Origin of the sequence: Neobacillus drentensis, assembly GCF_036962125.1 — a bacterium.
GTDB lineage: Bacteria > Bacillota > Bacilli > Bacillales > Cytobacillaceae > Neobacillus > Neobacillus drentensis_B.
The window spans coordinates 118,302-134,437 of the sequence record NZ_JBALOA010000005.1; the positions used below are offsets into that span (position 1 = coordinate 118,302).

Annotated in this window: 14 protein-coding genes; all 14 read left to right on the forward strand. The window is 38.7% G+C overall.

Going from position 1 to position 16,136, the window contains the following annotated elements; genetic code table 11:
• The first annotated feature begins 16 nt into the window (after positions 1 to 16).
• The 14 genes from V7121_RS05180 (at position 17) to rpsO (ending at position 15,907) form a co-directional block, all read left to right on the forward strand.
• Positions 17 to 811, forward strand: coding sequence for a phosphatidate cytidylyltransferase (locus V7121_RS05180; RefSeq protein ID WP_335545919.1), 795 nt, complete (start codon positions 17 to 19; stop codon positions 809 to 811).
• Between the two features lie 34 nt (positions 812 to 845).
• A complete protein-coding gene (gene dxr / locus V7121_RS05185) occupies positions 846 to 1,988 on the forward strand; it encodes a 1-deoxy-D-xylulose-5-phosphate reductoisomerase (protein WP_335503668.1) in 1,143 nt (380 codons plus the stop codon).
• Positions 1,989 to 2,005: 17 nt separating this feature from the next.
• Positions 2,006 to 3,265: an RIP metalloprotease RseP gene (rseP, locus tag V7121_RS05190; protein WP_335503664.1), complete on the forward strand. Its 1,260-nt coding sequence runs from the start codon at positions 2,006 to 2,008 to the stop codon at positions 3,263 to 3,265.
• 380 nt (positions 3,266 to 3,645) lie between these two features.
• Positions 3,646 to 7,971 (forward strand): PolC-type DNA polymerase III, encoded by a 4,326-nt coding sequence (locus tag V7121_RS05195; RefSeq protein ID WP_335495520.1) that lies wholly within the window; start codon positions 3,646 to 3,648, stop codon positions 7,969 to 7,971.
• 290 nt (positions 7,972 to 8,261) lie between these two features.
• Positions 8,262 to 8,732: a ribosome maturation factor RimP gene (gene rimP / locus V7121_RS05200; protein ID WP_335495518.1), complete on the forward strand. Its 471-nt coding sequence runs from the start codon at positions 8,262 to 8,264 to the stop codon at positions 8,730 to 8,732.
• Positions 8,733 to 8,766: 34 nt separating this feature from the next.
• Positions 8,767 to 9,888, forward strand: coding sequence for a transcription termination factor NusA (nusA, locus tag V7121_RS05205; RefSeq protein WP_335495517.1), 1,122 nt, complete (start codon positions 8,767 to 8,769; stop codon positions 9,886 to 9,888).
• 18 nt (positions 9,889 to 9,906) lie between these two features.
• Positions 9,907 to 10,179: an RNase P modulator RnpM gene (gene rnpM / locus V7121_RS05210; RefSeq protein WP_335495516.1), complete on the forward strand. Its 273-nt coding sequence runs from the start codon at positions 9,907 to 9,909 to the stop codon at positions 10,177 to 10,179.
• Positions 10,180 to 10,187: 8 nt separating this feature from the next.
• Complete coding sequence (locus tag V7121_RS05215) at positions 10,188 to 10,490, forward strand: YlxQ family RNA-binding protein (protein WP_335495515.1); 303 nt, start codon at positions 10,188 to 10,190, stop codon at positions 10,488 to 10,490.
• 19 nt (positions 10,491 to 10,509) lie between these two features.
• Positions 10,510 to 12,831 (forward strand): translation initiation factor IF-2, encoded by a 2,322-nt coding sequence (gene infB / locus V7121_RS05220; RefSeq protein WP_335495514.1) that lies wholly within the window; start codon positions 10,510 to 10,512, stop codon positions 12,829 to 12,831.
• Entirely contained in the window at positions 12,828 to 13,109 is a 282-nt protein-coding gene (locus V7121_RS05225) for a DUF503 domain-containing protein (RefSeq protein WP_335495513.1), read from the forward strand. Before infB ends, V7121_RS05225 begins: the two co-directional genes overlap by 4 nt.
• Positions 13,110 to 13,126: 17 nt before the next feature.
• Positions 13,127 to 13,498, forward strand: a complete 372-nt coding sequence (rbfA, locus tag V7121_RS05230; protein WP_026566472.1) for a 30S ribosome-binding factor RbfA — start codon at positions 13,127 to 13,129, stop codon at positions 13,496 to 13,498.
• A 46-nt stretch (positions 13,499 to 13,544) separates the two neighbouring features.
• Positions 13,545 to 14,480 carry a tRNA pseudouridine(55) synthase TruB gene (truB, locus tag V7121_RS05235; RefSeq protein ID WP_335495512.1) on the forward strand — a complete coding sequence of 312 codons (936 nt, stop codon included), beginning with the start codon at positions 13,545 to 13,547 and terminating at the stop codon, positions 14,478 to 14,480.
• Positions 14,481 to 14,496: 16 nt separating this feature from the next.
• Positions 14,497 to 15,432, forward strand: coding sequence for a bifunctional riboflavin kinase/FAD synthetase (ribF, locus tag V7121_RS05240; protein ID WP_420490561.1), 936 nt, complete (start codon positions 14,497 to 14,499; stop codon positions 15,430 to 15,432).
• A gap of 205 nt (positions 15,433 to 15,637) precedes the next feature.
• Positions 15,638 to 15,907, forward strand: a complete 270-nt coding sequence (rpsO, locus tag V7121_RS05245) for a 30S ribosomal protein S15 (protein ID WP_026566475.1) — start codon at positions 15,638 to 15,640, stop codon at positions 15,905 to 15,907.
• The last annotated feature ends 229 nt before the right edge of the window (positions 15,908 to 16,136 follow it).

Sequence of the window (16,136 nt, forward strand, 5' to 3'; positions counted from 1 at the left end):
GGTGTTGAAATAATAAATGAAGCAAAGAATCATAACAGGAGTCATAGCAGCTGCACTTTTTTTACCAATTGTTTACTTTGGTGGACTTCCAATGGTATTGCTCACCTACTTTTTAGCAACAATCGGTTTGTATGAATTAATGAAAATGAAAAAACTTAATATCTTTTCAATAAATGGAGTATTATCTGTTTTATTTCTATGGGTCCTGCTTTTCCCTGAGAAATATTATCACATTTTAGACGCCTTTTATTACTCTAAAATTGAGATCTGTTTTGCTTTAATCCTACTGTTATTAACTTTTACTGTCATAACTAAGAATCAATTTACCTTTGAAGATGCATCGTTTTCAATTCTATCTGCCATTTATGTAGGGATTGGTTTTTCCTTTTTCTTCGAAACGAGACAGGAAGGTGGTCTTGTCTTTATCTTGTATTCCTTGTTTATGATTTGGGCCACTGATTCAGGTGCCTATTTTATTGGAAAAGCGCTTGGTAAAACCAAGCTATGGCCCGATATTAGCCCTAATAAAACGGTGGAAGGCTCCGTTGGCGGCGTTGTCTGTGCTGTTCTGGTTGCAGTGCTCTTTGCAATCTTTTCTAACATAAACGTTGGAATATTATCATTAATGGGAATAACCGTGGTCCTATCGATTTTTGGACAAATCGGTGACTTAGTTGAATCGGCTTTCAAACGTCATTTTAATGTCAAAGACTCCGGTAAGATCTTACCAGGTCATGGAGGAATCCTTGATCGATTTGACAGTCTATTATTTGTGTGGCCCTTGTTACATCTGTTTCATCTTTGGGTATAAAGGGCATGCTTTTCATATTTAGGAGTTGACTTTATTGAAAAACATAAGTTTATTGGGCGCAACAGGATCAATTGGCACCCAAACACTGGATATTATTCGTGAACATCCTACAGAATTTAATTTAACGGCAATCTCTGTCGGTAAAAATATTGATTTAGCTCGCAAAATAATTGTTGAATTTAAACCTGAGCTTGTTTCTGTACAAGACTATCAGGACTGTAATACATTAAAAGCAGAATTTCCTTCGATAAAATTTACTTTTGGTTTGGAAGGACTAATGGAGACAGCGGTTTTTGAAAAAGCAGAAGTCCTCGTCAATGCTGTACTTGGAAGTGTGGGTTTAAATCCAACCCTGCAAGCGATTGAGTGTGGGAAAGTCATCGCAATCGCGAATAAAGAAACCCTTGTTACTGCTGGGCATTTAGTAATCGATGCTGCTAGAAGAAATAATGTACCACTCCTTCCTGTCGATAGTGAACATTCTGCCATTTTTCAAGCTTTGCAGGGGGAAAAAGAAAAAAATATTGAAAGATTAATACTCACCGCTTCTGGTGGCAGTTTTCGTGATTTCTCAAGGCAAGAATTAAAGAATGTGACTGTAGAACAAGCGTTAAATCATCCAAATTGGTCGATGGGGGCCAAAATCACCATTGATTCAGCATCTATGATGAATAAGGGTTTAGAAGTGATTGAGGCACACTGGCTTTTTGATATACCTTATGAAAAAATTGACGTATTGCTTCATAAAGAAAGTATCATCCATTCAATGGTTGAATTTCATGACAGCAGTATCATCGCCCAGCTTGGTACACCAGATATGAGGGTTCCAATTCAATATGCACTTACCTATCCTGATCGAATGCCATTGCCAACATCAAAGCGATTGGATTTGGCGAATATTGGTAAATTACATTTTGAGGAAATGGATATCGCAAGATTCCGCTGTCTTGGATTTGCCTATGAAGCTGGGAAAATAGGCGGTTCAATGCCCACCGTATTGAATGCAGCTAATGAAGTGGCCGTAGCAGCTTTTTTAGCAGGGAAAATTCGTTTCTTGCAAATTGAAGATTTGATTGAAAAGGCATTAGCTACCCACCAAATTACCACTCATCCAAGCCTGGTGGCAATCCAAGAGATTGACAAAGAAACAAGAGAGTATGTAACTTCACTCCTATAAAAAAAGGTGGTTTTATTTTGACTACAGTTATTGCCTTTATTGTGATTTTTGGCGCACTTGTATTCTTTCATGAATTAGGTCATTTGATTTTCGCAAAAAGGGCCGGTATTTTATGCCGAGAATTTGCAATTGGTTTTGGTCCAAAGGTATTTTCCCATAAAAAAGGGGAGACAACCTATACCATTCGCTTATTACCGATTGGCGGTTTTGTCCGAATGGCCGGCGAAGACCCAGAAATGATTGAAATAAAGCCTGGTTATCGAATTGGGCTGTTGTTTGATAATCATGAAAAGGTAAATAAAATTATCTTAAACAATAAAGAGAAGTTTCCCAATTCCCGAGTGGTTGAAGTGGAATATGCAGATATAGAAAAGGATTTAATTATTAAAGGCTTTCCTGATGATGAATCCGAAGAATTAAAGACTTTTATCATTGATCCAAAAGCAGTTATTGTTGAAAATGGAATAGAATCACAGATTGCTCCAATTGACCGTCAATTCGGCTCTAAAACTTTAGCCCAAAGAACGATGGCTATTTTTGCCGGTCCAATGATGAATTTTGTACTTGCATTTATTGTCTTTATTATTATTGCCTTTATCCAAGGGGTCCCTACCAATGAGCCTAAGTTAGGTGAAATCACTCCTGATGGGGCAGCAATGGCTGCAGGTCTTAAAAAGGGTGATTTTATCCAGACCATAAATGGTTCAGAAATTACCAGTTGGTCTGATGTCGTTGAGGTCATCCGCAAAAATCCAAATGAAAAACTTGATTTTTCAATCCGTCGTGACAACAAGGATTTAGACATTACCGTAACTCCGATTGAAAAAACGGTTGAAGGTAAGAAAATTGGACTGATTGGCGTATATAGTCCTGTCGAAAAGTCACCGATTCAAGCGATTAAAGCAGGTTTCACAGAAACCTATTTCTGGACGAAGCAAATATTTGTGATGGTAGGAAAACTAGTGACAGGTCAATTTTCTATTGATGCTCTATCTGGTCCAGTTGGAATCTATCAAGCGACTGATTCTGTTGCTAAATCTGGTATTTATTATTTAATGAAATGGGCTGGAATTTTAAGCATTAACTTAGGGATTATGAACCTCTTGCCAATTCCTGCTCTTGATGGTGGGAGATTAATGTTTTTTGCTGTCGAGGCTGTTAGAGGTAAGCCGATTGATCGTCAAAAAGAAGGTATGGTTCATTTTATTGGATTCGCCCTTTTAATGCTCCTCATGCTTGTCGTCACTTGGAATGACATTCAAAGGTTTTTCTTGTAATTACAAAATTTAACAAATTGAAGGGGCCGTTGATACGGTCCCTTCAATTGTTTTAAAGCTAATAAACTTAGTTTACTGTCTGGCTCCAGCGCCCTAACTGCTAGTGTCCTTCGCTCTCCGCCCTACGATAAGTCAANNTGTTTCCTTTATCTCAGTTGGAGTGCTCCACAAGGAAGGCTTCGGCAGCATAAGCATCGCACGAATAAAGAGCGTTAGCTCTTTCGAGGAGGCCATACGCCGCTGACCAGGCCGCTTACGCTTTAAAATCTCAATTGGAGAATTTTTTCTGTCGAATTATCCCGAATCATTTCTACTCGTGTGATATAATTACTCTTTGACGAGATATAGATAGTAATTTTTTATAGATGGGAGAGAGAACGATGAGCGAACATGCCCAAGGCAAAAAAGAGCGATTCCAACTCCTGCTCCAGCAGCTGCAATTGATTGAGGATGCTGTAGTGGCGCATTTCCACAATGCGCAAATTGAAAGATTATTGGTGGAAAAAAAGTCGAGAAATTGGCATTTTCATTTTTTATTCGATAATATCCTACCTTATAACATATATGTTCTTTTTACATCACAGCTTGAAAGAACCTTTTCCAACATTGCCACGGTTACTTACCATATCGGTGTAACTAATCAATCGATTTCAACCGAATTAATAAGAGATTATTGGAGTTACACTATTCAACAAATCGATGGGATTGCCCCGCCGCTTTTAAAACTGTTACATGAACAACTTCCCGAAGTGAACGGTAATAAACTAACCATTTCTGTTCGTAACGATACCGAGGGATCTGCATTAAAGCGGAAATATGCAGAGACTATCTCAAAGATTTATCAATCGTTTGGATTTCCAAATTTAACAATTGAGACAGAATTGAAAAATGTAGAAACCAATGAAGAATACCAAAAGTTTTTACTTGCAAAGCAGAAAGAAGACCAAGAACGTGGACTTCAAGCAATGGTGGAACTACAGAAGAAAGAAGCTGAAAAGGATTCTGGTTCTGGTGAAGTACCATCTGGGCCGCTTACCATTGGTCTTACGATTAAGGATAATAACGACTTCCGCACTCTGATTGATATTGTCGATGAAGAAAGAAGAATTGCGGTGGAAGGGTATATCTTTGATGCGGAGATCCGTGAACTGCGGAGTGGACGTTCCTTGCTAACATTTAAAATTACCGATTATACAAGCTCGATTATGGTTAAAATGTTTTCGCGGGACAAAGAGGACGCCGCCCTATTTCAACTTGTTAAGAAGGGGATGTGGGTAAAGGTTCGCGGAAGCATCCAAAATGATACCTTTGTTCGTGATCTAGTTATGATTGGAAATGATATCAATGAAATAAAACCAGTAGGTCGAAAGGATACGGCACCAGAGGATGAAAAACGAGTGGAACTCCATCTTCATACACCAATGAGTCAAATGGATGCTGTAACTCCTGTTAGTGCGTTGATTGCTCAGGCGAAAAAATGGGGTCATAAAGCAATAGCCGTAACCGACCATGCCGGTGCCCAATCGTTTCCTGAAGCATATGGTGCAGGGAAGAAGAATGATATAAAAATTCTTTATGGTGTTGAAGTGAATTTAGTAGATGATGGGGTACCAATTGCTTATAATGATGCCCACCGTCTTCTAGCAGAGGATACCTATGTTGTATTTGACGTTGAAACAACCGGACTCTCAGCTGTTTATAACACAATTATTGAACTTGCCGCCGTGAAAATCCATGATGGGGAGATCATTGACCGGTTTGAATCATTTGCCAATCCGCATCATCGTTTATCGGCTACCACCATTAACCTCACTGGAATTACCGATGATATGGTGCAAACAGCTCCTGAAATAGAGGAAGTTCTCCGGAACTTTAAAGAGTGGGCGGGGGATGCTGTTCTTGTCGCTCATAATGCGTCCTTTGATATGGGGTTCTTAAATGTTGGCTATAAAAAAATAGGCTTTGAAAAGGCCAGTAATCCAGTTATTGATACGCTTGAACTTGGCCGATTCCTTTACCCAGAGTTGAAAAACCATCGATTAAATACACTGGCTAAGAAATTTGATATCGAATTAACCCAGCATCACCGTGCTATTTATGATGCTGAGGCGACCGGATATTTACTTTTGAAAATGTTAAAAGATTCGTTTGAAAAACAAATTGAGTATCATGACCAATTTAATGACAATATGGGTAAAGGCAATGCTTATCAACGAGCACGGCCATATCATTGTACACTGTTAGCCCAAACCCAGGCGGGGTTAAAAAATCTATTTAAACTGGTATCTATTTCCCACATCGAATACTTCTATCGAGTGCCTAGATTACCTAGATCCGTACTCCAAAAATACAGAGAGGGAATTCTAGTGGGCTCAGGATGTAACAAAGGTGAAGTATTTGAAGGGATGATGCAAAAATCCCCTGAGGAAGTCGAAAGCGCAGCTCGCTTTTATGATTATCTTGAGGTTATGCCAAAAGAAGTCAATGCCCCATTGATTGAAATGGAATTGGTAAGTGATGAAAAAGCAATGGAAGATATTATTGCCAAAATCGTTAATCTTGGTGATAAATTAGGTCTTCCAGTTGTTGCCACTGGAAATGTTCATTACCTAAACGAAAATGATAAAATTTATCGGAAAATATTAATTAACTCACAAGGTGGAGCAAATCCGCTCAACCGGCATGAATTACCAGATGTTCACTTTAGAACAACCAATGAAATGCTTGATGCATTTTCATTTCTTGGAAAAGAAAAGGCAAAAGAAATCGTCGTCACCAATACGAACAAAATTGCAGATATGATTGAAGTTATTAAACCAATTAAAGATGATTTATATACACCGAAAATTGAAGGTGCCGATGAAGAAATGCGTGAAATGAGTTATGCAATGGCTCGGAAAATATACGGTGATAATTTACCCGAAATTGTCGAGGCGCGGTTAGAAAAAGAATTGAAGAGTATTATTGGGCATGGATTTGCCGTTATCTATTTGATTTCACACAAGTTAGTAAAAAAATCATTGGATGATGGTTACCTTGTTGGCTCCCGGGGATCTGTCGGCTCATCACTTGTTGCAACGATGACAGAGATTACCGAAGTAAATCCTCTGCCGCCTCATTATGTCTGTCCTGCCTGTAAGCACTCAGAGTTCTTTAATGATGGGTCTGTAGGTTCTGGATTTGATTTACCTGATAAAGATTGCCCGCAATGCGGTGGAAAGTATCATAAGGATGGACATGATATTCCATTCGAAACATTCCTAGGATTTAAAGGAGACAAAGTTCCCGATATTGATTTGAACTTTTCAGGTGAATATCAGCCTAGGGCCCATAATTACACTAAGGTTCTTTTTGGTGAAGAATATGTTTATCGTGCAGGAACGATTGGAACGGTTGCAGATAAAACCGCGTTTGGATATGTAAAGGCCTACCAACAGGATAACAACCTTCAACTGCGTGGTGCCGAAGTAGAACGTCTAGCTTCAGGCTGTACGGGTGTAAAAAGGACCACAGGTCAGCATCCAGGCGGAATTATCGTAATCCCTGATTATATGGATGTTTATGATTTTTCGCCAATTCAATTCCCAGCAGATGATCGGAATTCAGAGTGGAAGACAACACATTTCGACTTCCATTCCATCCATGATAATGTTTTAAAGCTTGATATTCTGGGGCATGACGACCCGACTGTTATTCGGATGCTTCAGGACCTTAGTGGAATGGATCCCAAAACGATTCCTACCGACGATCCTGAAGTAATGAAAATATTTAGCGGTACAGAATCATTAGGGGTAACAGAAGAACAAATTATGTGTAAAACTGGAACACTAGGGATTCCTGAATTTGGTACGCGCTTTGTACGTCAAATGCTTGAGGATACGAAGCCAACAACCTTTTCTGAACTTGTTCAAATATCGGGACTATCGCATGGTACCGATGTATGGCTTGGGAATGCCCAGGAATTAATTCATAATCAAACTTGTAACCTTAGTGAAGTAATTGGCTGCCGTGATGATATCATGGTCTACCTAATTTATCAGGGACTTGATCCATCGTTTGCTTTTAAAATTATGGAATCCGTACGTAAGGGTAAAGGCCTAAGTGAAGAGATGGAAGCAGAGATGAGGAAAAATGAGGTACCAGAATGGTACATTGACTCTTGTAAGAAGATCAAGTATATGTTCCCTAAAGCCCATGCCGCTGCCTATGTACTTATGGCAGTTAGAATTGCTTACTTCAAGGTGCATTTACCATTGCTTTATTACGCGGCTTATTTTACGGTTCGTGCGGAAGACTTTGATATCGAAGCCATGTCACGCGGACCAGAGGCCATTCGGGCAAAAATTGAGGAAATCAATGCTAAAGGGTTAGAAGCATCAAACAAAGAGAAAAACCTATTAACGGTCTTAGAACTTGCTTTAGAAATGACTCAAAGAGGCTTTGTGTTCCAAAACTATGATTTATATAAGTCATCTGCTTCTGAATTCACTATTGAAGGGAATACCTTAATACCGCCGTTTAATTCAATCCCAGGCCTAGGAACAAACGCGGCCTTCAATATTGTTAATGCACGACAATCAGGAGAATTTTTATCCAAAGAAGATTTGCAGCAGCGTGGAAAGGTATCTAAGACGATTCTTGAATATTTAGACAAGCAAGGATGTCTTGCCTCCCTTCCAGAGCAAAACCAGTTATCGTTGTTTTAAATAGGAAAATACTTGACAAACGGCGAAGCCATTTGCATAAATAGGATGGTTATGGTATAGTTTTAATGGAAATACTAAGAAATACTCTCGTGATCAAGAGTGGGGAAACCCGCTCTTTCGTTTTTGTATACAACTTTTTTCAAAGAGGAAAAGGGGCAGAGCCTCATAATAACCCTTTAAAATGATTGGATTCGGGTTAAAACTCATGAGAGTTTTTTAGTAACTTGATAAAACTTTCCGTGAACTACATACAATATGGGTGAAATTATTATCGGAAAAGGAGGTAAAGCATGAGCAAGGTAACGGAAGTTGTAGAAGAACTGGCTACACCTATTTTTCAAGAACTTGGTATAGAACTTGTGGAAGTTGAATATGTGAAGGAAGGGAAAAGCTGGTTTCTTCGTGTCTATATCGATAAAGACAACGGTGTTGATATTGAAGATTGCGGACTCGTTAGCGAAAAACTCAGCGAAAAACTCGATGAGCTTGATCCGATTCCCCATAACTATTTTCTAGAAGTTTCTTCACCTGGGGCAGAGCGTCCATTAAAAAAGGATAAAGACTTCCAAAGGGCAATCGGGAAAAACGTCTTTATCAAAACATATGAACCTTTCGATGGCGAAAAAAGCTTTGAAGGAAAATTATTGGAATTTGATGGACAATATTTAAAAATTGAGATGAAGATAAAAACCCGAAAAAAAATAATCGAAATACCCTATGAAAAGGTAGCAAACGCACGATTAGCCGTAACTTTTTCGTAGTGAAATTATAGTTTAGATAGGGGGATACACAAAGATGAGCAGCGAATTATTAGATGCTCTTACAATACTGGAAAGAGAAAAAGGCATTTCCAGAGAAGTATTAATAGATGCCATTGAAGCCGCACTTATTTCGGCATATCGCCGTAATTTTAATCAGGCCCAGAATGTTCGGATCGATTTAAACCTAAAAAATGGGTCGATGCGTGTTTTTGCTAGAAAAGAAGTGGTTGATCAAGTATTTGACCCGCGTCTAGAAATTTCCTTAGAGGACGCAAGACAAATCTCTCCAAATTACCAGGTCGAAGATGTTGTCGAAATGGAGGTCACTCCTAAAGATTTTGGGCGGATTGCAGCTCAAACAGCAAAGCAGGTAGTAACTCAGCGTGTCAGAGAAGCTGAACGTGGAATCATTTATTCAGAATTTATTGACCGTGAAGAAGATATTATGACTGGAATTGTTCAACGGTTGGACTCAAAATTTATTTATGTAAGCCTTGGTAAAATCGAGGCATTACTTCCAGTAAATGAGCAAATGCCTAATGAACGGTATAAACCGCATGACCGAATTAAAGTTTTTATTACAAAAGTAGAAAAAACCACTAAGGGACCGCAGATATTTGTATCTCGGACACATCCAGGTCTTTTAAAGCGATTGTTTGAAATTGAAGTTCCGGAAATTTATGACGGTACAGTAGAAATTAAATCTGTTGCCCGTGAAGCAGGGGATCGCTCGAAAATCTCTGTTCACTCTGACAATTCAGAGGTAGACCCAGTCGGTTCTTGTGTTGGACCCAAAGGAGCAAGGGTTCAAGCTGTGGTTAATGAATTAAAAGGTGAAAAAATAGATATTGTTAAGTGGTCAGCTGACCCGGTCATTTTCGTTGCGAATTCTCTTAGCCCATCTAAAGTCTTAGATGTAATGGTTAATGAAAATGAAAAAGCAACTACCGTTGTTGTTCCTGATTATCAACTATCTTTAGCGATTGGGAAACGTGGACAAAACGCCCGCTTAGCAGCGAAATTAACAGGTTGGAAAATTGATATTAAATCAGAAACTGAAGCACGTGACATTGGTATTTATCCACGTGAAGAAACGATTAGACTTTTCGATGATCAAGTTGAAAATGATTTTGATTATGAAGAAGAGTTGGACTAAAAAGTGAGGTGAAGATGAGTGAACCCTAAGAAAAAAGTTCCTATGCGTAAGTGTGTAGCAACTGGCGAAATGAAGCCGAAAAAAGAATTAGTTCGCATCGTTCGCTCAAAAGAAGGGGATGTATCCATCGACCTTACGGGGAAGAAATCCGGAAGGGGTGCCTACCTTTCAAAGGACAAGGAAGCTGTCTTACTTGCCAAGAAAAAAAATACCCTATCTAATCACTTACAGGTTTCTATTAATGATTCGTTATACGAAGAGCTACTTGAGCTTATAGAGAAGGAGAATTGACTATCCACATGAGAGATAATCAATGGATGTCATTACTTGGCTTGGCCAATCGAGCACGTAAAATCATATCGGGTGAGGAGCTCACCGTGAAGCAGATTCAAAGCGGAAAAGCGCGGCTCATTTTATTATCCGCAGATGCTTCTGCAAATACGACAAAAAAAATTACTGATAAATGTAATTCGTATGAGGTTCCATTTAAAATGGTGGAAAATCGTCATCTTCTTGGCCAGGCGATTGGCAAAGAAGCCCGCGTTGTTGTAGCTGTACTGGATGATGGATTTGCTAAAAAAATGGTAACGTTGCTCGATTAAATCTAGCGGGGGTGAAAAGATGAGTAAAATACGTGTATATGAGTATGCAAAAAAACACAACATTTCAAGTAAAGAAATCATCACAAAACTAAAAGAAATGAATATAGAGGTCTCCAATCATATGGCAACAATAGAAGACGCAGAAGTAAAAAAGCTTGACGCAACATTCAACAAACAAAATAATGCACCGCAGCAAAAACCAGAGAATACCCAAAATGGACAGCAGCAACGAACAAACTCTCGTCCAACTGGTCAACAGCAGCAACGTCAAACCCAAAGACCTGCTCAGTCAGCGCAAAGACCGCAAGTACAGACGAAAACCCCTAAGGCATTTGAAGAAGCTGCTGATAAAAATGCCGCTCCTAGTAAGGTGAAAGTTGTTTCTCCTCCAAAGACGGTCGAAGGCAAAAAGCAAAACCAGGAAAATCAATCAAAAGAAAATAAGGTTTTCAACAATGCTGATAAAGCAAAGGCTAGACCTTATAATAATAATCAAAATCGTAATAATAATAATAATAAAAATAAGAAAAAGGCTCATACGCCTGTTCAGCAAACACAACAACCTCAGATTAAAAAACAGAAGGAGCTTCCAGCGAAAATTACTTTCAGTGAATCTCTAACTGTAGGTGAATTAGCGAAAAAGATTTATCGCGAGCCTTCAGAAATTATTAAGAAGCTCTTTTTACTTGGAGTAATGGCTACAATTAACCAAGTTTTAGATAAAGATGCGATTGAATTGATTGCAAGCGAGTATGGTGTTGAGGTTGAAGAAGAAATTAAGGTGGATACAACTGACCTTGAAGTATACTTTACAGAAGATTCAGAGGAGACTCTTGTTGAAAGGCCTTCTGTAGTAACAATTATGGGTCACGTTGACCACGGTAAAACAACTTTGCTGGATTCCATCCGTAACACAAAGGTTACAGAAGGTGAAGCAGGAGGAATTACCCAGCACATTGGTGCCTACCAAGTAGTTGAAAATGGCAAAAAAATAACCTTCCTTGATACACCAGGACACGCTGCATTTACAACCATGCGTGCTCGTGGTGCAAAAATCACCGATATTACCATCCTAGTAGTTGCAGCGGATGATGGGGTTATGCCACAAACAGTAGAGGCAATTAACCATGCTAAAGCAGCTGAGGTACCAATTATTGTAGCTGTTAATAAAATGGATAAAGAAGCTGCAAATGCCGACCGTGTGATGCAGGAATTAACTGAACATGGATTAGTATCAGAAGCATGGGGTGGAGATACTATCTTTGTACCGCTATCTGCAAAAACGGGGGAAGGTATTGACACCCTTCTTGAAATGATTTTACTCGTTAGTGAAGTAGAAGAATATAAAGCGAATCCTAATCGTAAAGCCGTTGGCACAGTTATCGAAGCACAATTGGATAAAGGTCGTGGATCCGTAGCAACCTTATTAGTTCAAAACGGTACATTAAAAATAGGTGATCCGATTGTAGTCGGCAACACATATGGACGTGTCCGTGCGATGGTAAATGACAAAGGACGCCGAGTAAAGGAAGCAGGTCCATCAACCCCGGTTGAAATCACGGGATTAAATGACGTGCCGCAAGCAGGAGACCGATTCGTTGTATTTGAAGATGAAAAAACAGCTCGACAAGTTGGGGAAGCCCGTGCGCAAACTGCATTGGTTGCTCAACGTGGTGAAAAATCCATTGTGAGTCTTGAAACACTATTTGATCAATTGAAGCAAGGCGAAATGAAGGATCTTAATATCATCTTAAAAGCTGATGTTCAAGGTTCTGCTGAAGCTGTTGCTGCTTCATTGCAAAAAATAGATGTGGAAGGTGTTAATATCAAAATAATTCATAGTGGTGCAGGTGCCATTAATGAGTCGGATATTAGTCTTGCTGCTGCGTCTAATGCCATTGTCATCGGTTTTAACGTCCGACCTGATGTGAATGCAAAACGTGCCGCAGAAGCAGAGAAAGTCGATGTACGTCTTCACCGCATAATCTATAAAGTAATCGAAGAAATTGAAGCAGCCATGAAAGGGATGCTTGATCCCGAATTCCAAGAGAAGATTATTGGTCAGGCAGAAGTTCGCCAGACATTCAAGGTATCAAAGGTTGGTACAATTGCTGGTTCGTATGTAACCGATGGTAAAATTACCAGAGACAGCGGTATTCGTTTAATTCGTAACGGTGTGGTTACGTTTGAAGGAAATATAGATGCATTAAAACGTTTTAAAGATGATGTAAAAGAAGTGGCCCAAGGTTATGAATGCGGTATTACCATTAAAAACTTTAATGATGTAAAAGAAGGAGACATCATTGAAGCATATGTAATGGAAGAAATTGAACGGAAATGATTATCGGTGCAGCTGAATGCGAATGTATGATTTATGATGCGCATTCTTTAAAAGAGAAACGAGCTGTTTTGCAGCGAATTCTTACTCGTTTAAAACAGAAATATAATGTTTCTGTTGCAGAAGTTGGTTTTCAGGATGTCTGGCAACGAACAAAAATTGCGATCGTTGTCGTGACGTCCACTCGAGTTAACACTGAACATGAGTTGAATAATGCGTTGAAATTTATCGACTCATTTCCAGAAATAGAGAGAACGATCACCGAGATTGAATGGCTTTAAGTTAAGAGGTGAATGTAATGAGCCACAGAGCAAATCGTGTCGGAGAACAAATGAAAAAAGAACTTGGTGACATCATCGGCCGTAAAATCAAAGACCCTCGGATTGGTTTTGTAACGGTTACCGATGTGGAAGTAACAGGTGATTTGCAACAAGCTAAAGTATATATTTCCGTACTAGGTGATGAAGAGCAAAGGGAAAATACCCTAAAAGGGCTGGCCAAAGCAAAAGGCTTTATTCGGACTGAAATTGGTCACCGTATTCGCCTTCGTAAAACACCTGAGATCATCTTTGAATGGGATGAATCCATCGATTACGGGAATCGAATCGATACACTTCTTCATCAATTGCATAAGGATGAAAAGCCTTTAGAAAAAAGGGAAGAAGAATAACTGGATAGACATATGTCTATCCTTTTTTTAGATTGGAGGTTATTTTGTGGAAGGGATACTACCCTTATTAAAACCAGCTGGGTTAACATCACATGATTGTGTCTTTCGGTTACGGAAAATATTAAAGACCAAAAAAGTAGGACATACGGGTACATTAGACCCAGACGTCACTGGAGTTCTACCAATTTGTATTGGGAAAGCAACCAAAGTTGCTGAATACATAACTGATGCTGGAAAGGCATACGAAGGAGAAGTTACAATTGGCTATACCACAACGACGGAAGATGCTTCAGGTGAAACGGTTGCTCGAGAACCAGTAACGAGGGTTATTCATCGTGAGGAGATTCTCCAAGTATTTCAGTCTTTAACAGGCGAGATTGAACAAACACCGCCAATGTTCTCCGCAGTAAAAGTGGGTGGAGTCCGACTGTATGAATACGCTCGGAAAGGAATAGAGGTTGAGAGGCCAACTAGAAAAATAACGATTTATTCAATTGAGCTTTTAGACGATCGAAATGAATTTAGTGGTGAAACAATAAAATTTAAGTTTAAGGTTAGTTGCAGTAAAGGTACTTATATTCGGACCTTAGCGGTAATGATTGGCGAAATGCTTGGTTATCCCGCACATATGTCCTACTTACAAAGAGTTCAATCTGCCTCTTATTCATTGGAGGATTGTTTGACCTTCGATGAGATTGAAGAACACATGGAAGCTGGAACCATTTCAAGTGTATTAAGACCATTAGAGTCAGCACTTTCTCATTTGCCGAAATTGATAATTAATGATAAAGTAGCAGAGAAAGTGAAAAATGGCGCATTATTACAAATGCCTGAACATTTAAAAACCAGTAACGGACCGATTATCGCTGAAACGGAAGATGGAATGGCGCTTGCTATTTATGCAAAGCATCCAAATAAGCCAGATCTATTTAAACCTGTTAAGGTGTTAAGAAATGATCTTGATGAAAAAGGTACGGTATAGAAAAGGTGAGTTTCTTTTGGACGTAATTAGGCTTAAAATTAATAATAAATCAAGTAATGAGTATCCGCCAATGGCAATGGCGCTGGGCTACTTTGATGGGGTTCACCGTGGCCATCAACAAGTCATACTTGAAGCGAAAAGACAAGCTGAAGAAGAAGGAACTAAGAGTGCGGTCATGACTTTTGATCCGCATCCTTCAGTGGTATTAGGAAGAACAGACAAGCAGATTCAATATATTACCCCATTAACAGAAAAAATTAAAATTATTGAGGAACTTGGTATCGATTATTTATTCATTATCAATTTTAGTGCAGACTTTGCTAATCTACTTCCTCAAGAATTTATAGACCAATATGTGATTGGACTTAACGTAAAGCATGTCGTGGCTGGTTTTGATTTTACCTATGGACGAATGGGAAAGGGAACAATGGAAACTTTGCCATTTCATTCTAGAAATAAATTTTCTTATACAGTTGTTCCAAAGTTTACCCAAGGAAATGAAAAAGTTAGTTCAACAAGAATTCGCTCTTTGCTTAAAGATGGAAAAACAAACGAACTAATATCTCTTTTAGGTCGGTATTATACGACATCAGGTATTGTCATTCATGGGGATAAACGGGGCAGGACGATTGGTTTTCCAACGGCAAATGTAGATTTATTTGATGATTATATTATTCCACCATTAGGTGTTTATGCTGTTAGAATGAAAGTTAATGACACATGGTACAATGGAGTTTGTAATATTGGCTATAAACCTACCTTTAATAAGGAAGCATTACATCCTTCTGTTGAGGTTCACTTGTTCGATTTTAATGAAGATATCTACGGAGAAGAAGTGACCATTGAATGGCATCTTCACTTACGGAAGGAACAAAAGTTTTCCGGGATTGAAGAACTAGTCGCACAAATTGAACGAGATAAACAAAATTCACTCGTTTATTTTAATGAGTAGGTTATGTGGAGCGGGAATTCAACAATCTTCGTCATTTTAGCATTTTAAAGGCAATTTCCTACAATAAACTTCTTTATAGCCTTGCTTTTTGGAGTAAAAAGTTGTATTCTTATTAACGTATTAAAAATAACCTCTACTTGGCAAAACGAATCACCAACGTTTGCTCGGTATCAGGGGATTTGTAAATTTTAGGAGGTGAATCCGGATGGCAATCACTCAAGAACGTAAAAATGAACTTATCAATGAGTTTAAAACTCATGAAAGCGACACTGGATCTGCAGAAGTTCAAATCGCTGTCCTTACAGAATCAATCAACAATTTGAATGAGCACTTACGTACTCATAAGAAAGATCACCACTCACGTCGCGGTCTTTTGAAAATGGTTGGTAAACGTCGTAATCTTTTAACATTCCTACGTAACAAAGACGTTCAACGTTACCGTGTGTTAATTAATAAGCTTGGTCTACGTCGTTAGTTTACAGAAGCGGGATTATTCCCGCTTTTTTATTAGGTTAAAAAGCAATTAGCAAAATAAAGAATTTTTCATACATATTTTTAAGTCAGGATTTTTTTGTGCATACTATTAAGGTGATTTGTATTGATAACATAAGCTTTTTAAGGCTTTTTTATAAAAGTTTGATTTAGTATGATGAGATTAGCGAAAGTGTAACTTTCGCATCATCCTCCTAAGTGATTTAGATAGA